Below are 19,961 nucleotides of genomic sequence, written 5' to 3' on the forward strand. Positions count from 1 at the left end.
CACCACCGACTATTTGCAACAGTGCCGTTGCTCATAATGTTTCTCCGGTGTGACTGGCGGCATCCCCTGCCGCCAGCCGGTTAAGTAATCAGTAATCCGCCGCCAGCTCGATCATCAGGTCAGCACATTCACCATCGGCACGTTCTTCTTCCGCAGTCGTCAGCATGTAACCCCGTTTCGCTGCCGCCCCCATAAACGCCGGACGGTCTTTCAGTGGCAGTTCTGCCAGGTAATGCATAGCCATACCCAGCAGACGGGACTCATAAATCTCGTAGTGCAGGCCACATCCCCGGTTAGCCTGTATTTCCATACGGGCCAGCACCACGTCCGCGCGAATAACATCGAACGGGTTACGGGAATGGATATTGCGCACAAAGCCATCAGTACGCAGGGACGAGGTTTTCACCCATCTTTCGGAAGATTCTTTGGTGGCGGTTTTGACGTTGACGTTCTGTGTGTTCATCCTGCTTTTCCTCCTGTCTGGTGGTTTATCCATCTCTCGGTGAGTTCCCTGGCGGCAAAGGGCAAAGGAGCAACGGCGGGGCGGCAGGAGAAGGGCGGAGACTAAAGTTTTTGCGGTCCCTCGCAAAAAGTTTTGGCGGAGTGCATTTCACCCTTCGGATGACGACACGACGGTGCTACGACAAGCCCTCCGCCCGGGGACTTAACGGGAGAGGGCTCGCCAGAGGTACGGGGAGAGGATGAACACACCCGACACGGCGGAACGACGTGGCGTCACCTGAGTGCCGGCGGCTTTATCGCCGGCATGGTGAAAGCGGCGTGACCGGAACGGTCACTGCGAGCCGGTGTTGACGTTGCGACAGTGGGATGGAAGCCCGTCAGGGCGGAGACGGTTTACCGGCTCCGTTTACGACAGCCCCGGTTCCCGTCAGGGAGGTCGCCCGCAGTCATGGCCAGTGACCCCGTCAGACAGCAGGCAAATTTGAAAAGATGATACAGACAACTGCCACCATAATTCGCAGCGTTCGTTCTTCAGAGGTGATTCACAGCAGGAAATTACAAAGCGTGAGGACCATATAAAAGAGCAGTTATACCGCAGGCATAACCGCTCTTTTTACTTTCCTGCCTCACGCTGGCGTATAGTTTGTTACCTTCGCCTCCAGTACACCCAGCCACTGACCAGAAGCAGAACACCGCTCAGCACCGCCAATTTCATCGGGGTTATGATCTCCCCAGAATTCCAGCTTGTATCCGATACCCCAGATAAAAAACGCCAGACCTGAAGCCACAATTCCCCACTTAAGGAGAAACAAGAGCACGTTGTCCAGCATACCTGGCGGATCGCGCCAGGTGATAACCAGCGCAATCAGGGCACAGATTGCCACCCCGGCATAGTACGCCGTGCCTCCCAACATCTCCGGCGCCGCGTAATGTATGACCAGCGTAAACAGGCCATTTAACAGCGCGACCAGTATCCAGTATCTCATCTCTAAATTATCCCTTTTAAGCACCCTGCCGACCGTATTCTGGCAGGATATGATATCAGACTCAGTGAGGCGACTTTCCCCGAAAATAATCCGGTCGCACCGTCAGTTCCCGCTCAATGAGTTCATCTGCAAACAGGGGCGCGATCCTGTTAACACGACGCGCCAGATTCCGTCGCCGCGTGGCCGCCTTTCGCTCATCGCTCCAGCGCCTGATCGGCCGTTCATACAGAAAATCAACGCAGACAGCATATCCGGCTCCTGCCACCCACAGTGACATCACGGACTCAGGGGCTGGCTTCCCGGCCTCCACCACTTCTGACGCCAGTTCAGGTTCACCGGGACAGGGACCGGGACGCTTCCAGCGCAGCGAGTAACGCCACTTCATACCTGACTCCGCGCTGTCAGCTTGTTGGGTACCATCCAGCGCTCCAGCTGCCGGACAGATCCCGGACTTTCCCTTGCCAGCGCATTCGTTTCAGCCATCACCGTCCAGAAAGGCTGACTCTCCATCGTCCAGCGCTCCATTGGCTCCAGTGACGGGAAACGCTCGCTCCAGCGCCAGAACATCTCTTCCAGGTCGTACTGGCGCAGTTCAGTCCCCGACCAGCGTGCGCTCCAGCTGCTGACCGTTTCAGGCGTATGGAATGCCAGCTCAATCTCCGCCTGCCCCGCCAGCGCCTGGTACGCCTGCTCACGCTGGCACCGTTCTTTGTGACGCTGTCGGGTGTATTTTTCATCCCGCAGGGCGTCCTGACAGCGAACCCGCTCGGTCTGCTGAAAGGCCACCTCCGGAAAGAGGCGCTGACCCGCACCAACGGGAAGCGGCAGCCAGCAACGCGTCCCGCGACTTTCAATCAGCGCATCGATGGCACTGAGCCAGCTGTCCCTGCTGCCCCGCAGCTCCCGCGCCGTCAGCACCGGCGCAAAATGATGGATTTCCCTGATAGTGATGCGCGTGCTGCCCGTGAGCCGCCGGAAAAAGGCGCTGGCATACGGATACATCGTGGACACCGCGCCGCGCGACCGCCGGCGTTCAACCTCCGCGATGGCCTCCATCGCGGCGCGTCGCTCAGGGCTGAAGGGAACCAGTGACAGGTTTGCAGGTATCATGCCGCGCCCTCCGCTGCCAGAATACTGATGATGCTGGCCTGACTGTATCCGTCCGCATCGAGACGCGCCGTCAGGCTGACGGTGTGGCTGACAAGCTCCGGCTGGTAGCCGCTCAGGGTACGAATGACGGAGAACGGGCGACCGCTGGCGGGCACGAACACCACCATCCACGCCGGACTGATGGCACCAGGACTGCACACCGCAATATGGTAATTGCCGTGCGAGGGGGTAAAGCGTATCTGTACGGGGAAGAAGCCGCCGAACTCGCTGCGGTACTCGCCGTTCACATCCCAGTTTTCAGGGCAGGACAGGTCACGCATGACGGCGTGGGTCAGTTCGCGGCGGAAGTCTTCGCCGCTGTCCCGCCAGTCCTCAAACTCATCACAGGACATCGTTTTCAGTACATCGGGGGTCAGAATAGTGCGCATGGGTATCTCCTTATCGCCGCCCCGCAGGGCGGCGCTCCGTTATCAGGCGGCGTGTGCCGTGTTGGTGGTGTCGTTGTCAGGGCTGTCGGTATCTGAAGCCGCGTCGTCTGCACCGGATTCACCCGCTGACTCCGGTCCTTTGAGCCATGCCGGAACCCAGCGGGTGTGCTGCATAAAGTGCTCCGCATGCGCTGCAGCATCGCCCTTCTTCATCTTCTCCGCGTCACCCGCCGCGCCCGTCAGCCCCGCCTCTTTCAGGGAGGCGACAATCTGCGGATGTTTCAGGCTGCCGAAGTAGTTGTCCTTCGTCGGCTGCCACCAGTCGCGCAGGTGGAAGCCGATTGCCGCCTCGACCGCATCGAGGGTACTGCGCGAGGTGTGCCCCATATCGCGGGTCTGCACCCCGTCAACGGAACAGGCCGTGCAGAAGGCCATCAGCGACATCAACACCCCGCCGTCAAGGGCAAAGAAGGTGGTGAAGTCCTTCTCCCACCCTTCCGGCAGCAGGGCTTTCAGCCTTGCCCGTTCGGTCATCAGGATGTTAAACGCTGCGCCATCCTTACCGGACGGGGCGTTCTCCGTCAGGCTGCCGTGAGATACAGTGAGGCTGATACGGAACGGATGCGTCGTGGTCAGGCAGCCCGAGAAGACGCAGGTACACATGCGCCAGACCATCAGCGCCACCGCCTTTTCGGGCTGCTGCATCAGCGCCGCCTGGACTGCCAGCGTACGTTCGGAGGTCATTTTCGTGAGCAGCGGAACACTGATCCCCTCTGCGGCGTCGGGCTGGTGTGAGGTGAATGGCACCGTTACGCTGCTGGTTACGGTTTCTTCAGGCATATCCGCTTTCAGGCGCACACCGCGCTGCACGTACACCTGCCCTTCGTACAGGCTGACCATCACTCCCGCGCCTGACTTCATGTCGTCAGTCCACGCGCTGGCTTCTGCCGCCGCCTGAATGGCGAGGATGTCCGCTTCGATCGCATCTGACTCGTCGCAAACGCTGTCATATGTATCGTACTGCTCCCGCAGCGCACCAAGACGCTGCTGCTGCTCAGGGGTGTACACCGGATCGGGTTCAGCAGGCTGCACGAACTCCTTACCGTCTTCGCCGTGGTACCAGATGCGGGCTGCGCGTCCGCGACTCCATGCCCAGCCCTCCCGCTGCTGAATGTCCTGCGCGATACGCTCCAGCTTTTCCTGCACCAGACGCTCAACCAGCACGCTGTCAGCCGTACCGTCGCCCTCGTCCTGGCTGAACAGATCTTCACGGACGTAACCCCCTGCCGCCTCGTAGGCATCGCGCCCGATAAAACGAAATTTGGCGTTGTCGGTGCGCATCTCGGTTTCGGTAATAGCGCGTTTAATCAGGTGTGCGGGCGCGTTTGACTAGCTGGCCTTCACGTTTTCGAATACCTCGACCTGACGGGCAGGATCGTCCTCGAGACAGAGCGCCTGACACTGCTCAACGGTCAGTTCGTCCTGTGCAAGCTTCTCCATCAGGGAGGGGGCGAGGTTTGCCAGCTTCAGCATGCGCTGCACGTGACGGGAGCCGAAGCCGAGCGCGTCGCCAGTCTGCGCGGGGGTTTTGCCCTGCCCTGCCAGCGTACGGAAACCTGCAATCTGCTCGGCGGGATGCATGGCGGCGCGCTGCTCGTTCTCGGCGACGGAGGCAAGGGCGGCAATGTCGTCGGAAACACGCTTCACCATAACGGTATGGTCAGCAGCGAGACGCCCTTCCTGCGCCAGCAGTTGCAGGGCAGTTAATCGGCGGCCACCTGCGGCCACGCCGGATTGTCCGTCCGCGAGGGTGTGAACAATAAGGTTCTGCAGCAGTCCGAGCGTCTCGATGGAGTCGGCCAGACCGCGAACGCTGTCCACGGAATAGGGGATGGAGCGCACGTTCAGCGGGGATTTAACGAGATCGGACAGCGGAACGTACTCGACCGCAGCGGCCTCAAGGGCGATCTTCAGGGCAGCCTCCTGTGCCTTCGTAATTTTTTTGCTGCTCGCTTTTTTGGGTGCTTTTGCTTTAACATCGGTTACTGACATAGTTGATACCTCACTGATTGATGATTGTCCGGCCCTGCGGAGTTACCGCTCCGGCAGGGCACCTTCTTATTTACTGCTGTTTACGAATACCGTAACGTTCGATGTAACGGTTGAGCCATTTCCCGGTATCCGCTTCAAAATTCCACGCGCGCCAGACCATTACGCCGTTCTGACGAACGACCAGACGAAAATGTGTACCCTGATCGTCCTCAATTGCCACGTTGGTGTACTGCGCCGCAACGACCTCAGCCTGTTCGCGGGTAAAGGTGTCGTCGGGTAAAACCGCCAGCGCCTCGCTCATGTTGCCCCTCCTTCTGAACCTGTTTTGCTTTTAAAAAACCATCACCCGTTGAGTTGCCGGGGCCGCGGTTTTGACGTTTTGCGGGGACCTGCTGAACGCCCACGCTGGTTGTTACCTTCACCCGTTTGAGAGCCGTTCGCCGCAGGGGCGTAAACCAGCGCGGGCGATGGCGGATGTCCGGGGCGCGGTTTACCGCGTGCCATTTACCCTGGACAGCTGACAGCGGCTGTGCTTGTCTCAGCCCCGGCGAAAGGACTCAAAAGGGTGAAAAAACCAGGCAAGGAATGAGCAGGAACCCGCCGCAACGACGGAAAGCGCGGGCGCGAAACGGCGTTGCCCCTTACAGCCCGGCGGCCGTTGATTTTCGCCGGGGTGCAGGGAGCGCAGGCCACGGCGCGACAGAGGCGGCGCATCCTGATAAGGATGCTGCAAGCCCTGGTGTTGCGTCATGGGATGGAAGCCCGAAGGGCGGAGACGGTTTACCGGCTCCGTTCACGACAGCCCGCCCGGACGCCCGCAATGAAAACGGGAACGGGCAGAAAACAGAAAACGGGAGGATAAGAATGGATTACATGCGGCTAAAATGATGGCTGACGATCATCCAGCTTGATGCCAGCCGGGAACATCAGGAGCGAAAATGCTTTTCTTTTCTGTACTGCACAACGCTATACCAGGCCGAAGCCAGGAAAGCAAAAACGGTGATCAGCACTCTTAATTCGTCCCCCGGTTCCTTCCCCTTCAGCATCAACATTATGATGATGCCGGCAACGATAATCCATGCAACGCCACCTCAGAGACGCAGTTTATCCGCCGCGACATTAATCAGGATAAAAGCAACGGCCAAGATTCCCCCCCATAGAGCCGGTACAGGCTGAAACGGAATAAACAACAGGTTAATACCGGTTAAAAGAGTCACGGCCGCAAACATCAGAGACATACGCATAAAATTTCCTCCCTGGACACACTGACTATAAGAATCACTTCTGCTGCTCATCTCCGGGTTTATGATATTCGGGCGCATTTGCGCGCGGCAGCTGCTGACTGTTCTGCCGATGAACGTCAAGCCGTTCACGGAAATACTGGCGAAGATGTTCAGGCTGTTCCCGTTCAGCCAGCTCCGGCACCACGGGCCTGTTCATCCTTTCCTGCCAGGCAACGGCAGCGGCGACTTTATCGACCGAGACCTTATCCTGATCTTCTTTTGAGAAAGAGGCGATATTCCACTTCGACATATGCATCACCGGTCTGCTTTACAGGAAGATATCCCTGATAATACGCACATTCCCGGGCAACAGCGACTGACAATGGAGAGGAGAGTGCGCGGCGCCGCAGGCGCGGCGAAGTTTCTCTCCGGCAGGCGCAGCCTGCCCGGTTTTTCGCGCGGGCTGACAGGCGCCCTCCGGCCCGGACGCCTGCCATCATACTTACTGGCCTTTTCCACCCTGTAAGATGAAATGACCGCCGATGTACACGGCACACTGACAGGTCATGTATTCGCAGATTTCATCCATCACCTGCGCGGTGGTCAGTTCCCGCTGACCGGCATCACGTCGGCGGGCATTAATCAGGGCTTTGTACTGTCGCAGGATCTCGCGGGTTTCCGGTGCAAGTTTCATACGTTTTCTCCTTAACCGGCGGGTTTGCCCGCCGGACATTAATCAGTTGCTGAAGACATAGCCGTCATGGAACACATAACCGCTGCTGAACAGGTCACGCGCCCAGGCTTCAAAATCGAAATAGCTGCGCAACGGCTCCGGCACCTCATTTAACAGGCCGTTGTCCTCCACCATCTCCCGCGCATAGTCTTCCTCGCTTTCCGCCTCGCCGCGGTACGCATCATCAAACGCGTCATAGTCACATTCGCCGGTATACTCCGCCCAGGCGATAAAAGCGGCTTCCCTGCCCTCTTCTTCGGCGCGTTTGTAAGCGGCGATAAAATCCCAGTCAATGGAGCATTCAGAGACGAACTGCGACGGGATACCTTCCCAGTCCTGAAACATAAACTCGGCATCCCATTCATCGGCATGCAGCGCCTGACAGGCCTCGTAAAAATCCTCCCTGCCGTCAAATTCCGTCAGATCAAACCATTTGCCGAAAATGCTGCCGCAGTTGTATTTGTGATACGTGCCCACGTAAACAGCGGGTGTGGTGGTTGTAGTGCGCATAAAAAATCCTCCCTAGTCGATGTCGTCTGAGTTCCGGCTTACGCCGTGCCGACACGACAGCCGGGCGAAAAGCGGAGGATGCAAGGGCGTCACCGAAGCCGCAGCGCAGTAAAAAAGCAGGAGCAGGCTGGACGGTTTGACGGCGAAAACTGAGCCGGAAAACGACGGGAAGACGGCGGATAACGTATGAAATAAACTGCGACCGGGTGAAGGTGACGGCGTTTACGCTTCCCTTGCATCAGCCGCGGCCCGGCTACAGTAGAGGCACGGCGTTTGCCGCAGGCCGCACGGGACGTTACTCAACGCGAAGCCGGAACAACGTGGAGGAAGAGCCGTAAAAGCGGAGCCGGCGACATCCTTATCCTTCGTGCCAGATTCAGGGGGCCGCCGCCCCCTGCTGTTCGCTAAACTGGCCGGATTGCTGACAGGGCATTGCGGACAAGACTGATTTCTGCACGCGCTTCTGCCATGACCTCATGTAACAGGGTTAAATCCATCCACCGGCGCGGAGGCTCGCCCGGAATACGCAGCACATCGCACATCTGGCCACATGCCAGGATTTGATCCACTTTGTCGCTGATAACAAAGAACTCGACGCTACTGTAGCGTGCCCCTTTGTTCAGGATGGCATCGAGCACCACCGGCAAATTGTCATCATCGTCCAGCCAGCAGGGCATATCATTTTCCTTCACAACCAGACGGAAGTTTCGGGTCTGGCGATAAAACAGCGTTTCCCCGCGCGTGTTCAGTGCCGCCTTTATCCGGCGCGCATCCTCCCATACCTGCCGGGATACATCCCGCACGGCGCGGGACAGGCAATCCGTTACAGCCTGAATCTCCGGCTCCGTCAGCCATTCCCCGGCCCAGGGGAAAGCTATCTGTGTTCCGTCCTCCGGAAGCTGCGGCGCGTCGGCATAGCGGCTGCCGGATAAAATAATCTGCGCTGGCGTCCCGGATATTTTTGTCATGGCACTTTGCAGATCTGCGGGTACGTCACCGGTACAAAGCAAAGGCAGCAGATGAACAATATTTGCCGCATCCAGACGGACATAAATGCTTATCCAGCCCGGTTTATTGACCGGATCACGCTGATCAACATCGGTATGGTCAGGCCATCCATAATCAGCAATCAAATCGCGCGCACGGCGCATAACAAGGGCGTTTAACGTGGTGGTTTCCTGCATAATGGGTTCCTCTGAACGGGGTCAGTACACGCCGCCCGGGCGGCGTGTTGATTTCATTTTTTCAGTAAGGCGCGAACTTTCGCCGCATCAGCCAGGCGACGGGTAACGCTTTCCGGGACCGGATGATTGCAGTCACGGGCGGTCCATTCTCTGTGCCATAACGCCTGTTCGGCAGTGGTCAGCAGGGTTTCAAGCAGGTCCGCCGGCACCATCACCGCCGGAACGGCCTCTTTCACCTGTTCAATCAGATCCATCACCGCACCGGCAGACACGCCCGACTCAAGCCGTTGTTCCTCCGGAATGGCGTCCATACGCGCCAGTACCGCCCTTGTGTCCTGCTCCGAAACGGCATATTCCATTCCGTCGGCCAGTGCTTCGATATCCGCCGGGGACCAGACAATGAGGTTCAAAGGGGTTTCTGCGGGATACTGCTCACGCAACAAGCGGCAGAGGGTTTCACAGGTTCCGTACATGTTTTTCTCCTTAGTCCTTAAAGCAGGCATCCAGCTCAAGCATTTCGTTGTATGCCGCCATAAACAGGGCATTGATGCGAAAAAGGGTCTGACGGGTCAGGCGTTCGGCCAGCACATCAGAGTCAAAGCGATAGCGGTGCTCCATCCCGTTCAGCGTCGCCCGCAGGTCACACATGCTGTTGGCGACTTCCGCCACTTCTGCGCGGAGTTTTTCGTGTCCTGCATAGTTCATTACGCGGCCTCCGGGAACTCGTCGTTAGCGGCCGGGTACTGCATGGCGCGCCGGACGGCGGCCAGACGCTGCTGTCCGGCCCGGTGATACTGCTCAAGCAATTCAATACCGATGTAACGACGGCCAGCCTGGAGGGCGGCCACGCAGGTGGAGCCACTGCCGGCAAAGGGGTCGAGCACAATCGCGCCGGGATGTGTGAAGGACTCAATCAACGGTTGCAGGCTGGTTACGGGTTTTTCGGTCGGGTGGTGCCGGTTGCCTGAATATTTCCACGCAATTACGTCATTCAACGGGTTTTGCGGCAGGGGCGGACGGCCTTTTGCAAGGATGTAGGCGCATTCGTGGCGATAGCCCACATATGCGGCCTTCGATGTGTAGGTTTTGGTAAACACCAGGTGGCCGACAACGCTGAATCCCGCATTTTTCCAGGCGGCCATAAAGCGATCGACGCGGTTCCAGCCGTAGAAGCTCACCATCAGCGCGTCTTTTTTCAGCACGCGATACATCTCATGGCAGGCGGGTTGCAGCCATTCATCAGTTTTATCGCCGGCGATGGTACGCCCCTGACGGTCACGAAAACCGACGAGATATGGCGGGTCGGTGAGAATGAAATCGACAGCATTATCCGGAAAGCCGGACATGATATGGACGCAATTACCCTGGATAAATCGGGACATAGTAGTTCTCCTTTCTCAAAGCGGCGCCAGTTACGCCGTGCCGATACGACAGCCGGGCGAAAAGTGGAGAATGCAGGGGCGGTGCCGCAAGCCGCAGCGCAGTGAAAAAGCCCACGCTGGCTGGACGGTTTGACGGCGAAAATTGAGACGGAAAACGACGGGAAGACAGCGGGTAAAGCCTTTGAAATAAACTGCGACCGGGTGAGGACACCGGCAGAGCGAACCCTTGCATTCGAAGCGGCCCGGCTACAGTAGCGGCACGGCGGCCACACGATGGCAGGAACCTGAAAAACGGCCTATTTTCTGAACTGATGAAAACACAGATTTCGCATGCGAAATCTACACCGGAGAAACGATAATGTGCGGTCGGTTTACGCAGTACAACTCCCGCGAGGAGTACCTGGCCTTTCTCGGAGAAGAAGCAGAACGGGACATCCCGTATGATCCGGAGCCCGTCGGCCGCTACAACGTTGCGCCCGGAACCCGTGTATTACTGCTGAGTGAACGCCGCTCGCAGCTGCATCTTGATCCTGTTCACTGGGGTTATGCGCCGGAGTGGTGGAACAAGCCCGCTCTCATCAACGCCAGAAGTGAAACTGCGGCCGGCAGCCGGATGTTCAGGCCACTCTGGGAGCACGGACGGGCCATTGTTTTTGCTGACGGCTGGTTTGAGTGGAAACAGCAAAACGGCGTGAAACAGCCGTTTTTCATTTACCGTAAGGACGGAAATCCGCTCCTGCTCGCTGCCATCGGGAAACCACCTTTTGAGAACGGCAATGACCAGGAAGGATTCCTGATCGTCACGGCCGCTGCGGATGAGGAACTGCTGGACATTCACGACCGGCGACCACTCGTGTACTCACCGGATGCCGCACGTAAATGGCTCAGCGAAAACACAACCGGTAAAGAGGCGGAAGACATTGCCCGTGAGGGCAGTCTTCCCGCCGAAGATTTCACATGGCACCCCGTCAGCCGGGCTGTTGGCAATCCCGGGAACCAGGGCCGGGAACTTATAGAGCCACTGACTTAGCAGACGGTGAGATACCCGGCATCGACTCACAGGGTTATGCACCGTTTCTGTGGATAACCCACTGCCTGTTTTATCTGCCAGAACAATAACCTGGCAGGAACAGGAAAAATTCTCCTTGCAGGACGGGAAATATCTTAAATAACACTGTATGTAAAAACAGGTATTTTAAGAGGTATGCCATGATCCTTTTTGTCACTCCCGCATCAGAGCCAGCACTGTCCACCGCACCACTTTTCACAGAGCGCTGTCCGGCTGGTTTTCCGTCACCGGCCGCGGACTATACCGAAGACGAACTGGATCTGAACGCCTACTGTATCCGTCGCCCCAGCGCGACCTACTTTGTCCGGGCCATTGGCGATTCGATGAAAGATATGGGCCTGCACTCCGGCGATCTCATGGTTGTCGACAAAGCTGAAAAACCCATGCAGGGGGATATTGTCATCGCGGAAACAGATGGCGAATTCACCGTTAAGCGCCTGCAGCTTAAACCCCGTATCGCCCTGCTGCCGATGAATCCCGCCTACCCCACTCTTTATCCGGAAGAACTGCAGATATTCGGCGTGGTGATGGCATTCATACATAAGACGCGGGGTACGAATTGATGTTCGCTTTGGCTGACGTCAACAGCTTCTACGCCAGCTGTGAGAAAGTATTTCGTCCGGACCTGCGTAACAGGCCCGTTGTGGTGCTCAGTAACAATGATGGCTGCGTCATCGCGCGCAGTGCCGAAGCGAAACGGCTGGGTATTAAAATGGGCGTCCCCTGGTTCCAGCTGAAGACGGCACAATTCCCGGAGCCGGTCATCACGTTCTCGTGCAATTACGAGCTCTATGCGTCTATGTCGAACAGAGTTATGTCTCATCTCGAAGAACTGGCGCCGCGCGTGGAGCAGTACAGCATCGACGAGATGTTTCTGGATATCCGCGGTATAGACAGCTGCATCAATTATGAGGACTTCGGCCGGCAGCTGCGCGAGCACGTGCGCTCCGGTACGGGGCTGACAATCGGCGTCGGGATGGGGCCGACCAAAACGCTGGCTAAAAGCGCACAATGGGCGTCTAAGGAATGGCGGCAGTTTGGGGGCGTGCTTGCTCTGACTTCAGGCAATCCAAAGCGAACGGATAAACTGCTCTCACGACAGCCGGTGGAAGAAATCTGGGGAGTAGGTCGCAGGATCTCAAAAACGCTTAATACGATGGGCATCACTACGGCACTGCAGCTGGCGCGCGCGAACCCTGTATTTATCAGGAAGAATTTCAGCGTTGTGCTGGAGAGAACCGTCCGTGAACTCAACGGAGAAAGCTGTATTTCGCTTGAAGAAGCGCCGCCGCCAAAACAGCAGATTGTCTGCAGCCGGTCCTTTGGGGAGCGTGTCACGACGTATGAAGCCATGCGCCAGGCAGTTTGTCAGTATGCTGAGCGTGCAGCTGAAAAACTGCGCGGCGAGCGACAGTTCTGCAGGCACATTGCTGTATTTGTGAAGACGTCACCGTTCGCGGTGAACGAACCGTATTACGGGAATGTGGCCAGTGAGAAGTTGATGACTCCCACGCAGGATACCAGGGACATCATAGCCGCAGCGGTGAAAGCACTGGATCGGATCTGGGTGAATGGCCATCGATATGCAAAAGCGGGTTGCATGCTCAATGATTTCACTCCTACCGGGGTTTCGCAGTTGAACCTGTTCGATGATACTCAGCCCCGAAGCAACAGTAATCAGCTGATGAAAGTCATGGACGGTATTAACCATTCCGGTCTGGGGAAAGTATGGTTTGCGGGACGAGGTATCGCACCTGAGTGGCAAATGAAACGGGAGATGCTTTCACCGGCCTATACAACTCGCTGGTCTGAACTGCCAGTAGCGAAATTATGAGTCACGAAAAGGTTGAAAAACTTGGTGATTTCAGTGTGAAAGAATTTAAAATTTTCCTTTACAATCATAATAATAACATTGAAATCGGCATGGTGAAAAACATAAAAAAAGGATGCTCTCCGGCATCCTTTTCCCTTACTCACTTGACTCAGGAAGTCTTTTCAGAATACGTTTTATTGCATCATCAATCTCCGACTGTGCCTCAGCGGAAATGCGGGAAAACTCATAAACAACCAGTCGCTTCTTTGAATCAGTTTTCTTTCTGGCAAACTGATTGCGATCTGAAAATTCTCTCAGCTTCTCAGTTTGAACCGTTCTGGTAGGGCGGGTTGTCAACGATTTGCTCTCAACCCTGATAGCCGCCAGAATTTTGCTTTTATCAATTGCCGGATAATCTGGCATGGTCTTCAACCGATGTTGAACTTTTTCCATCAGTTCTGTTACGGATGTTTGCTTGTTGTTTGCTTCTTCAGCCAGTTTTAGCAAAAACTGATAATCCGACAAAGAAATATCATTTATCACCGGGAATACTGCAACCATTTCATCTGGCACTGCTGCGGCCTGAAACGCGCGAGTCACTTTCGCCGGAGAGAGATTCTCTTTCAACGCAATCTCTTCTTTCGTCATGCTAGTTCCATAGGTGACTTCAAGTCGTTTCCCCAACTCTCGAAGGCTATGTTCTCTAGCTGTCTGGATATCTTGCGCTAACTGCCGTGCATCGGCGAGTGATATATCATCTTTAGTTACTAGGATTTCGAATTTAACGTTATTAAATATGCAGGCGGCACGGCGTCGGGTCCCATCTAATATCTCAATTCGTCCATTAACCTCCCGTCCAATAGCCGGGAAGAATTGCTGCAGCTTTATCGTCCGGGAAATATCACTAACGGACTCACGCGTAAGCATAGCCTGATCTCGTCCATTGACCGATGCATCAACGAACGTCTTTGATTCAATCTCTCCGCTTAATACAACCGTTTTGACAAATTTGGCCTGCTTGCCGGATTTAAGAGTAAACGTTTTGACATCTCCGTCACCTTCAAGCATACGGGCAAACTCTGAATTGCTATTACCGAGAACTCGCCCACGAGCTAAAACCTTTTTCATTTAGACTCTCCCCGGATGTATTCAATGCGGTCAAAAACTGCTTTCGTAAACCGTTCTGCTTCAGTACGTGCCTTTTTCAACGCTTCAGCACTACCAGGGTATGAAACAGGGTTAGCACTAATAATAGTGTCAAAAGATTCACCACATCGTTCGAATCCATCCAAACGTGGCAGTGACGAGTCCAGAATATTACTTGCATACACTTCGCGGGCCAGGCTATGCGAAGTTTCGTGATCACGCTTATTAGTCATTTTTGACATGAAACCGATACTCGCGCTCAGGCGTGGTTCCACACCTTCGTCTTCAAGACGCTCCAGCATTTCAGGCAAACGTGTCAGATATTTAAGGGTTGAATGGAAATCAACCTGTGCCGGTGGAGTAGGGGTCAGAAGCAAATCACTCGCTGCCAGACCATTCAGAAGGAACGGATCAAGATGGGGGCCAGTATCTATGAAGACAAAATCATAGTCACCAGCGATACGGTCAATAATTGTTTTCCTGAGGACTTCAGAAGGTTTAAGTCCTGGTAAATGTTCTGCTACTAAAGACTCCCACTGGCTCGCCACAAAGCCGTCATCAATAGAAGCAGGGATGACATCAACACCAGGAATAATGGTGGGGCGAATAACTGCTTCTCGCAATGTTTCAACATCGAGATCATTCAGCATTGCCTGAGCAGCTGTTTCAAGGACTGTACCAATGCTATGGGTGTGATCCAGGAACATAGTACTGGAGGCCTGTGGGTCGAGGTCTATTACAAGGATGCGAAGATCATGCCGCAGCAGGTCCTGATGTACACGCAACGCATGTGCAAGAGTAACTGTACTGACTGTTTTTGATACACCACCTTTAAGGTTTACAACGAAAATAACGTAGGGTTCTTTATGGATATCGCGATATTTAGGTATCTGTCGGTGGGCGTAGATATCGATAACATTCTTTATCGTCAGAGCATATTGTTCGACGTTACCAATCTGCTTTTTATTAAATATATAGCCGTCTTCTTCCATTTCTTTCATGGCCAGTTCTACGATACGCCGGCTCAGCTTTGGTAGTTTTGCGACAGCGTTACGAGTATATGTCTGATGATAATCTGTCAGATTAAATTCTTTCCTTTGTTCCTCAATATCCCTACTCATAGCCTGAAGTAAAGCGCTTGCTCTAAGAGCTATGGTACCCACACTACCGTAATCGCGTTTCATTTTTGTCCCCTAAAGATGGAATCCTTGCACATTGATGGCGTAGAAGCTCACGCCATTGTACACAATAAATAATAACGTACAACATATAATGATACGACATTAAATTATTGTACGTTAATACCTACCTATCACGTAGCTCAAAAAGACAACTGAGGCTGTACTCAAAGAAAAAACCGTGAGTCTGTTCAGAGCTTGCATCTGAGCAGGCGAGGGGTTGGACAAGCTCCGTGGGCGCGTCAGCCTGTCACATTGGGGTATGCTCTATATATACCACCCGAAAAAATACCGGCGAATATTATTGTTACCACATAAGTGATACCATCATAAGCAAGACCACTTAAAAGTTACCAGAAGGACAAAATATGTTCGTTTTTGGTTACCTCCGGGCATCCACTTCAGAGCAGAATGCCAGCCGGGCAAAAAATGCACTGAAGGCATTTGCAAACCAAAATGGCCACCGTATTGCTGGCTGGTATATCGACAATGTCTCCGGTACGACAATGAACCGTCCTGAACTGATCAGGCTTCTTGGTGATGCGGAACCTGGTGATGTGATTCTCATTGAACAGGTCGACAGGCTTACTCGACTGGATGATGCAGGCTGGGAGACACTCAGAAAGCAAATCACCGACAAGCAGCTGGCCATCGTCAGTCTTGATTTACCAACCAGCCATCTGGCGCTATCCAGCACAGTAAGTGATGACTTCACCCGAAGCATGCTGAAGGCCGTAAATGGCATGATGCTGGATATGCTCGCCGCTATTGCCAGAAAAGACTACGAAGACCGTCGACGTCGCCAGGCAGAGGGAATCTGTAAAGCGAAAACTGAAGGAAAATACCGGGGCAGGGTGGCCGATGCACAGAAACATGAACTGATACGTACTCTGCGTCTGGCCCACGGAAAATCACTGCGTGAAACAGCCCGCCTGGCTGGCGTATCAAAGATGACAGTAATCAGGGTCTGTAACGGCAATCATAAGCAGGATACTGATTGACGATACTTATTCACGTTAGGTTCAGAACAAACAATTAAGCTTATGGAGCGAATATGGCTGAAAGAATATCTCAAAGAGAACAGGAGTTGTTGGAGGAATTCCTTTGTACTGTTCTGGATGATTTCAGTAAAGGCAGTATAACCCACCATCAGGCTGTCAGCGGTATCGCGACATTATATACAGCTGCCACAGAAGGACGGAGAGAAGAGGCTTTAGAATATCTGAGAGAGGGAAGAAAGTTGCTAAGGCAGTAATTGATGATGAGTAAAGATGGTTTAGGAAGGGGACCGAACCACCCCGGAACGGTCCCCTGAAGGAATGGCAATTCCGTTCACCGCCAATATTAGCTTTTCCCGGGCTGTGATAACATCTCCGGGTCATTTTTCAGAGCCCAGGACTGATGAAGAAGAAACCAGGTACACCCACACCCCATGACGCGACATTTCGCCAGTTCCTGGCGAATCCCGATGTCGCCCGTGACTTCATGATGTTACATCTCCCGGCTGAATTACGCGCGCTGTGCGATTTGACCACGCTGAAGCTGGAGTCCGGTACCTTCGTTGAGGACGACTTACGTCAGTACGTCAGCGACATTCTCTGGAGCATGAAAACCACCACCGGCGATGACGGGTACATCCATCTGCTTCTGGAACACCAGAGTTCGGCGGATAAAAATATGGCCTTTCGTCAGCTCAGATATGCTGTCGCCGCCATGCAACGTCATCTTGAAGCGGGTCATAAAAAACTGCCGCTGGTCATCCCGGTTCTGTTTTACCACGGCAGCCGGAGTCCGTACCCGTTCTCCACGAACTGGCTGGATTGTTTCAGTAACCCGGAACAGGCCGGAAAAGTATACACGACAGGATTCCCGCTGGTTGATGTCACCGTCATCGATGATGATGAGATAATGAACCACAGACGGATGGCCGCACTGACCCTGCTGATGAAACATATCCGCCAGCGGGACATGATGGAACTGCTGGACAGGCTACCCCGGGTAATGGTGGAATGGATTTCCCCCGAACAGGTGCGCGTTCTGATAAACTACATGGTAAATGCAGGTGAAGCGCCTGCACCTGAATTTATGCGGGCGCTGGCAGAGCGTCTGCCGCAACACGAGGATGAACTGATGACCATCGCACAACAGCTTGAACAGATTGGCATCGAGAAGGGCCTGCAGCAGGGTCTGCAGCAGGGCCTGCAGTTAGGTGAACAACGCGGTATTGAAAAAGGCGAGCGCGAAGCCACCCTTAAAATTGCACGAACCATGCTGCAGAACGGAATTGACCGCAATACCGTCATGAAAATGACCGGTCTGACTGAAGACGAACTAGCGCAGATCCGCCACTAATCCCCCTTTCCTGGCACTCCCTGTCCGGCCATCAGAGAATACTGGTGGGGCAGGGAGGCACCAGACTCAGGCTCTGCCTGCCAGCCACAGCGATTAAACACCTTCATCACCCCCACTACGTTACCCGTCAGACGTGCTGTAAGCGGATTTATCTGTCGGCCGCTGTCGTCAAAAGCGACATCGAGGTTGGCCCGTGAGAGATAAATGCCGTTCACGCCCGCACTGAGCGCCACAGCATTTCGGCCTGACCATTCCCGATCGCTCAGCAGACGGTAGTTCCAGTGCATATCTTTCGCTGTTTCCAGAGCATACGTCAGCCGGAACAGGTCGTTCTGCTCGGACAACTCGCCGGTGCAGGAACGCCAGAGGTAATTCAGCTTGCTGGCCAGCTTCGCGCTGACGCCCAGCTGGCGCCTCTGTTTCAACAGCCACTCGATGTCCGGATTTATCTCCCGGGGGAAACGCCGTTGCTTCAGCGCAGTCGCCAGCCAGCGGATGAGAAAGAGATTTTCCTGTGCCGGCGAGAGAACGCCACCCTCCTGCCTGGCCAGCGCAAGCGCCACCAGGGCACACCATGCCAGATGGCCCGATTTTTCTGTCAGCGTCACGGCTTCTCCCGCAAGTCAGAAAAATGATGTAATTCATCCAGCATAATCAGCACACGTCGGCCCGTCTTACGGGGAAACATTCGCCGCATCTCACGCGTCAGCTGCTTCTTCTCCCATCCGTAAGGGAAAATAATGTTGTATTCATTTCTCTCAGCGTAAATATCAGGGCCCGCGACGATACGCGCTACCTCCTTATTCAGACGTTCGCCTCGCCAGCCATAAGCCGCCAGTCGCTTACGGATACGTGCAATGGGAAAACGTTTATCGGAGTGACGGGGGAAGAGTAACGTCCCGTCCTCATTTCGTTTGACGCCAAACATATCCAGAGACTGCTCGATCACCACTGTTCTCGTGGGAAAATGCTCACGCATAGTTTTCATCATATTTTCCATTCCAGACTCCTGAATTAATACCTGCAGCTGTCTGACCAGCCAGAGAGCAGCGTTATCTCCCTGCGCCATCATTCATTTCACACTGGATCTCACGCCAGTATCCGGCAATATTGTTTACCACCCGAGCCGTCATAACTGCGTCAGTGACGGCGGAGTGTGCCTCCCCGGCCCAGCTCAGCCCAGCCTGACTGACAGCGCCGGAAAGCGATATGGTACCGTAGCGATTGGTGGGGCCGTAATACCCCGCTGCAAGTCGCATGGCGCAGTACACCGTCAGAGAGTCCAGCCAGCTGGCACGGTCGTTATGCGCTGCCGCTGTCTGCTTCAGAATGCGCGTATCAAACTCAGCATTGAAAATAACCAGCGGGCGCCGGCCGATATGGTGCTGCAGCTGCTGCGCAATATCGGGCCACGATGGCGCACTGACCAGATCATCGTCACTGATGGAAGGTGCGAACAAGTTCCTGATATGAGATCATCATATTCATCCGGAGCGCATCCCAGAGGGACATCATGAGCCATCAACTCACCTTCGCCGATAGTGAATTCAGCACTAAGCGCCGTCAGACCCGAAAAGAGATTTTCCTCTCCCGCATGGAGCAGATTCTGCCATGGCAGAATATGACCGCTGTCATCGAGCCGTTTTATCCCAAGGCGGGCAATGGCCGACGGCCCTATCCGCTGGAGACCATGCTGCGTATTCACTGCATGCAGCATTGGTACAACCTGAGCGACGGTGCCATGGAAGATGCCCTGTACGAAATCGCCTCCATGCGCCTGTTTGCCCGATTATCCCTGGATAGCGCCCTGCCGGATCGCACCACCATCATGAATTTCCGCCACCTGCTCGAGCAGCATCAACTGGCCCGTCAATTGTTCAAGACCATCAATCGCTGGCTGGCCGAAGCAGGCGTCATGATGACCCAAGGCACTTTGGTGGATGCCACCATCATTGAGGCACCCAGCTCTACCAAGAACAAAGAGCAGCAACGCGATCCGGAGATGCATCAGACCAAGAAAGGCAATCAGTGGCACTTTGGCATGAAGGCCCACATTGGTGTCGATGCCAAGAGTGGCCTGACCCACAGCCTGGTCACCACCGCGGCCAACGAGCATGACCTCAATCAGCTGGGTAATCTGCTGCATGGAGAGGAGCAATTTGTCTCAGCCGATGCCGGCTACCAAGGGGCGCCACAGCGCGAGGAGCTGGCCGAGGTGGATGTGGACTGGCTGATCGCCGAGCGCCCCGGCAAGGTAAGAACCTTGAAACAGCATCCACGCAAGAACAAAACGGCCATCAACATCGAATACATGAAAGCCAGCATCCGGGCCA

General features: G+C 54.9%; 25 protein-coding genes. 6 read left to right on the forward strand and 19 right to left on the reverse strand.

Annotation, left to right across the window (positions count from 1 at the left end):
- Positions 1-88 precede the first annotated feature (88 nt).
- The 14 genes from HG542_RS36370 to HG542_RS36435 all read right to left on the reverse strand — a co-directional run bounded on the left by HG542_RS36370 (position 89) and on the right by HG542_RS36435 (position 10,070).
- Positions 89-463: a hypothetical protein gene (locus tag HG542_RS36370; RefSeq protein ID WP_008324180.1), complete on the reverse strand. Its 375-nt coding sequence runs from the start codon at positions 461-463 to the stop codon at positions 89-91.
- A gap of 625 nt (positions 464-1,088) precedes the next feature.
- Entirely contained in the window at positions 1,089-1,448 is a 360-nt protein-coding gene (locus tag HG542_RS36375) for a hypothetical protein (protein ID WP_015493069.1), read from the reverse strand.
- 381 nt (positions 1,449-1,829) lie between these two features.
- Positions 1,830-2,558 carry a plasmid SOS inhibition protein A gene (locus HG542_RS36380; protein WP_008324185.1) on the reverse strand — a complete coding sequence of 243 codons (729 nt, stop codon included), beginning with the start codon at positions 2,556-2,558 and terminating at the stop codon, positions 1,830-1,832.
- Positions 2,555-2,986: a conjugation system SOS inhibitor PsiB gene (gene psiB, locus HG542_RS36385; RefSeq protein WP_008324186.1), complete on the reverse strand. Its 432-nt coding sequence runs from the start codon at positions 2,984-2,986 to the stop codon at positions 2,555-2,557. Before psiB ends, HG542_RS36380 begins: the two co-directional genes overlap by 4 nt.
- Positions 2,987-3,028: 42 nt before the next feature.
- Entirely contained in the window at positions 3,029-4,327 is a 1,299-nt protein-coding gene (locus HG542_RS36390; protein WP_218039098.1) for a hypothetical protein, read from the reverse strand.
- A 48-nt stretch (positions 4,328-4,375) separates the two neighbouring features.
- Complete coding sequence (locus HG542_RS36395; RefSeq protein WP_218039099.1) at positions 4,376-5,038, reverse strand: ParB/RepB/Spo0J family partition protein; 663 nt, start codon at positions 5,036-5,038, stop codon at positions 4,376-4,378.
- Between the two features lie 70 nt (positions 5,039-5,108).
- Positions 5,109-5,339 carry a DUF905 domain-containing protein gene (locus HG542_RS36400; RefSeq protein WP_015493071.1) on the reverse strand — a complete coding sequence of 77 codons (231 nt, stop codon included), beginning with the start codon at positions 5,337-5,339 and terminating at the stop codon, positions 5,109-5,111.
- A gap of 977 nt (positions 5,340-6,316) precedes the next feature.
- Positions 6,317-6,577 carry a DNA polymerase III subunit theta gene (locus HG542_RS36405; protein WP_032072906.1) on the reverse strand — a complete coding sequence of 87 codons (261 nt, stop codon included), beginning with the start codon at positions 6,575-6,577 and terminating at the stop codon, positions 6,317-6,319.
- Between the two features lie 186 nt (positions 6,578-6,763).
- Positions 6,764-6,955, reverse strand: a complete 192-nt coding sequence (locus HG542_RS36410) for a hypothetical protein (RefSeq protein WP_015493073.1) — start codon at positions 6,953-6,955, stop codon at positions 6,764-6,766.
- A gap of 42 nt (positions 6,956-6,997) precedes the next feature.
- Positions 6,998-7,504, reverse strand: coding sequence for an antirestriction protein ArdA (locus HG542_RS36415; RefSeq protein ID WP_015493074.1), 507 nt, complete (start codon positions 7,502-7,504; stop codon positions 6,998-7,000).
- Between the two features lie 404 nt (positions 7,505-7,908).
- Positions 7,909-8,688, reverse strand: a complete 780-nt coding sequence (locus HG542_RS36420) for a YubG family protein (protein ID WP_015493075.1) — start codon at positions 8,686-8,688, stop codon at positions 7,909-7,911.
- A gap of 53 nt (positions 8,689-8,741) precedes the next feature.
- Complete coding sequence (locus tag HG542_RS36425) at positions 8,742-9,161, reverse strand: DUF1380 family protein (protein WP_015493076.1); 420 nt, start codon at positions 9,159-9,161, stop codon at positions 8,742-8,744.
- Positions 9,162-9,171: 10 nt separating this feature from the next.
- Positions 9,172-9,393, reverse strand: a complete 222-nt coding sequence (locus HG542_RS36430; RefSeq protein WP_015493077.1) for a YubE family protein — start codon at positions 9,391-9,393, stop codon at positions 9,172-9,174.
- Positions 9,393-10,070 carry a DNA methylase gene (locus tag HG542_RS36435; protein WP_002211749.1) on the reverse strand — a complete coding sequence of 226 codons (678 nt, stop codon included), beginning with the start codon at positions 10,068-10,070 and terminating at the stop codon, positions 9,393-9,395. The genes HG542_RS36430 and HG542_RS36435 overlap by 1 nt, the downstream gene beginning before the upstream one ends.
- A 358-nt stretch (positions 10,071-10,428) precedes the next feature.
- Here HG542_RS36435 and HG542_RS36440 point away from each other — a divergent pair, with 358 nt between their 5' ends.
- The 3 genes from HG542_RS36440 (at position 10,429) to HG542_RS36450 (ending at position 12,973) form a co-directional block, all read left to right on the forward strand.
- Positions 10,429-11,100: an SOS response-associated peptidase family protein gene (locus HG542_RS36440; RefSeq protein ID WP_015493079.1), complete on the forward strand. Its 672-nt coding sequence runs from the start codon at positions 10,429-10,431 to the stop codon at positions 11,098-11,100.
- A gap of 179 nt (positions 11,101-11,279) precedes the next feature.
- Positions 11,280-11,702, forward strand: coding sequence for a translesion error-prone DNA polymerase V autoproteolytic subunit (gene umuD / locus HG542_RS36445; RefSeq protein WP_015493080.1), 423 nt, complete (start codon positions 11,280-11,282; stop codon positions 11,700-11,702).
- Between the two features lie 8 nt (positions 11,703-11,710).
- Positions 11,711-12,973 (forward strand): Y-family DNA polymerase, encoded by a 1,263-nt coding sequence (locus HG542_RS36450; RefSeq protein ID WP_304414305.1) that lies wholly within the window; start codon positions 11,711-11,713, stop codon positions 12,971-12,973.
- A 135-nt stretch (positions 12,974-13,108) separates the two neighbouring features.
- Here the strand turns inward: HG542_RS36450 and HG542_RS36455 are convergent, their stop codons facing one another.
- Positions 13,109-14,080 carry a ParB family protein gene (locus HG542_RS36455; protein ID WP_016479949.1) on the reverse strand — a complete coding sequence of 324 codons (972 nt, stop codon included), beginning with the start codon at positions 14,078-14,080 and terminating at the stop codon, positions 13,109-13,111.
- Positions 14,077-15,282 (reverse strand): AAA family ATPase, encoded by a 1,206-nt coding sequence (locus HG542_RS36460; RefSeq protein WP_015493083.1) that lies wholly within the window; start codon positions 15,280-15,282, stop codon positions 14,077-14,079. The genes HG542_RS36455 and HG542_RS36460 overlap by 4 nt, the downstream gene beginning before the upstream one ends.
- Positions 15,283-15,644: 362 nt before the next feature.
- Here HG542_RS36460 and HG542_RS36465 point away from each other — a divergent pair, with 362 nt between their 5' ends.
- Entirely contained in the window at positions 15,645-16,277 is a 633-nt protein-coding gene (locus HG542_RS36465) for a recombinase family protein (protein ID WP_022652286.1), read from the forward strand.
- Between the two features lie 400 nt (positions 16,278-16,677).
- Positions 16,678-17,628 (forward strand): Rpn family recombination-promoting nuclease/putative transposase, encoded by a 951-nt coding sequence (locus HG542_RS36470; protein ID WP_015493085.1) that lies wholly within the window; start codon positions 16,678-16,680, stop codon positions 17,626-17,628.
- Here HG542_RS36470 and HG542_RS36475 read toward each other — a convergent pair.
- The 3 genes from HG542_RS36475 to HG542_RS36485 are packed head-to-tail and all read right to left on the reverse strand — an operon-like array spanning position 17,625 to position 19,088.
- A complete protein-coding gene (locus HG542_RS36475; protein ID WP_015493086.1) occupies positions 17,625-18,236 on the reverse strand; it encodes a DUF2913 family protein in 612 nt (203 codons plus the stop codon). The genes HG542_RS36470 and HG542_RS36475 overlap by 4 nt on opposite strands.
- Positions 18,233-18,700: a hypothetical protein gene (locus HG542_RS36480; protein ID WP_218039100.1), complete on the reverse strand. Its 468-nt coding sequence runs from the start codon at positions 18,698-18,700 to the stop codon at positions 18,233-18,235. The genes HG542_RS36475 and HG542_RS36480 overlap by 4 nt, the downstream gene beginning before the upstream one ends.
- Positions 18,681-19,088: a 3'-5' exonuclease gene (locus tag HG542_RS36485; RefSeq protein WP_015493088.1), complete on the reverse strand. Its 408-nt coding sequence runs from the start codon at positions 19,086-19,088 to the stop codon at positions 18,681-18,683. Before HG542_RS36485 ends, HG542_RS36480 begins: the two co-directional genes overlap by 20 nt.
- Positions 19,089-19,141: 53 nt before the next feature.
- Here HG542_RS36485 and HG542_RS36490 point away from each other — a divergent pair.
- A partial coding sequence (locus HG542_RS36490; protein WP_171087921.1) for an IS5-like element ISKpn26 family transposase occupies positions 19,142-19,961 on the forward strand: 820 nt, incomplete at its 3' end.

The sequence above is a fragment of the Streptomyces morookaense genome (assembly GCF_013030945.1).
Taxonomy (GTDB): Bacteria; Actinomycetota; Actinomycetes; order Streptomycetales; family Streptomycetaceae; genus Streptomyces; species Streptomyces morookaensis.

Excerpts from the sequence above, each read along its gene's own strand:
- HG542_RS36390 (WP_218039098.1), bottom strand. The coding sequence starts at position 4,327 with ATGCGCACCGACAACGCCAAATTTCGTTTTATCGGGCGCGATGCCTAC.
- psiB (WP_008324186.1), bottom strand. The coding sequence starts at position 2,986 with ATGCGCACTATTCTGACCCCCGATGTACTGAAAACGATGTCCTGTGAT.
- HG542_RS36370 (WP_008324180.1), bottom strand. The coding sequence starts at position 463 with ATGAACACACAGAACGTCAACGTCAAAACCGCCACCAAAGAATCTTCC.
- HG542_RS36410 (WP_015493073.1), bottom strand. The coding sequence starts at position 6,955 with ATGAAACTTGCACCGGAAACCCGCGAGATCCTGCGACAGTACAAAGCC.
- HG542_RS36400 (WP_015493071.1), bottom strand. The coding sequence starts at position 5,339 with ATGAGCGAGGCGCTGGCGGTTTTACCCGACGACACCTTTACCCGCGAA.
- HG542_RS36430 (WP_015493077.1), bottom strand. The coding sequence starts at position 9,393 with ATGAACTATGCAGGACACGAAAAACTCCGCGCAGAAGTGGCGGAAGTC.
- HG542_RS36435 (WP_002211749.1), bottom strand. The coding sequence starts at position 10,070 with ATGTCCCGATTTATCCAGGGTAATTGCGTCCATATCATGTCCGGCTTT.
- HG542_RS36380 (WP_008324185.1), bottom strand. The coding sequence starts at position 2,558 with ATGATACCTGCAAACCTGTCACTGGTTCCCTTCAGCCCTGAGCGACGC.
- HG542_RS36425 (WP_015493076.1), bottom strand. The coding sequence starts at position 9,161 with ATGTACGGAACCTGTGAAACCCTCTGCCGCTTGTTGCGTGAGCAGTAT.
- HG542_RS36375 (WP_015493069.1), bottom strand. The coding sequence starts at position 1,448 with ATGAGATACTGGATACTGGTCGCGCTGTTAAATGGCCTGTTTACGCTG.
- HG542_RS36420 (WP_015493075.1), bottom strand. The coding sequence starts at position 8,688 with ATGCAGGAAACCACCACGTTAAACGCCCTTGTTATGCGCCGTGCGCGC.
- HG542_RS36415 (WP_015493074.1), bottom strand. The coding sequence starts at position 7,504 with ATGCGCACTACAACCACCACACCCGCTGTTTACGTGGGCACGTATCAC.
- HG542_RS36455 (WP_016479949.1), bottom strand. The coding sequence starts at position 14,080 with ATGAAAAAGGTTTTAGCTCGTGGGCGAGTTCTCGGTAATAGCAATTCA.
- HG542_RS36465 (WP_022652286.1), top strand. The coding sequence starts at position 15,645 with ATGTTCGTTTTTGGTTACCTCCGGGCATCCACTTCAGAGCAGAATGCC.
- HG542_RS36405 (WP_032072906.1), bottom strand. The coding sequence starts at position 6,577 with ATGCATATGTCGAAGTGGAATATCGCCTCTTTCTCAAAAGAAGATCAG.
- HG542_RS36460 (WP_015493083.1), bottom strand. The coding sequence starts at position 15,282 with ATGAAACGCGATTACGGTAGTGTGGGTACCATAGCTCTTAGAGCAAGC.
- HG542_RS36440 (WP_015493079.1), top strand. The coding sequence starts at position 10,429 with ATGTGCGGTCGGTTTACGCAGTACAACTCCCGCGAGGAGTACCTGGCC.
- umuD (WP_015493080.1), top strand. The coding sequence starts at position 11,280 with ATGATCCTTTTTGTCACTCCCGCATCAGAGCCAGCACTGTCCACCGCA.
- HG542_RS36470 (WP_015493085.1), top strand. The coding sequence starts at position 16,678 with ATGAAGAAGAAACCAGGTACACCCACACCCCATGACGCGACATTTCGC.
- HG542_RS36395 (WP_218039099.1), bottom strand. The coding sequence starts at position 5,038 with ATGTCAGTAACCGATGTTAAAGCAAAAGCACCCAAAAAAGCGAGCAGC.
- HG542_RS36480 (WP_218039100.1), bottom strand. The coding sequence starts at position 18,700 with ATGATGGCGCAGGGAGATAACGCTGCTCTCTGGCTGGTCAGACAGCTG.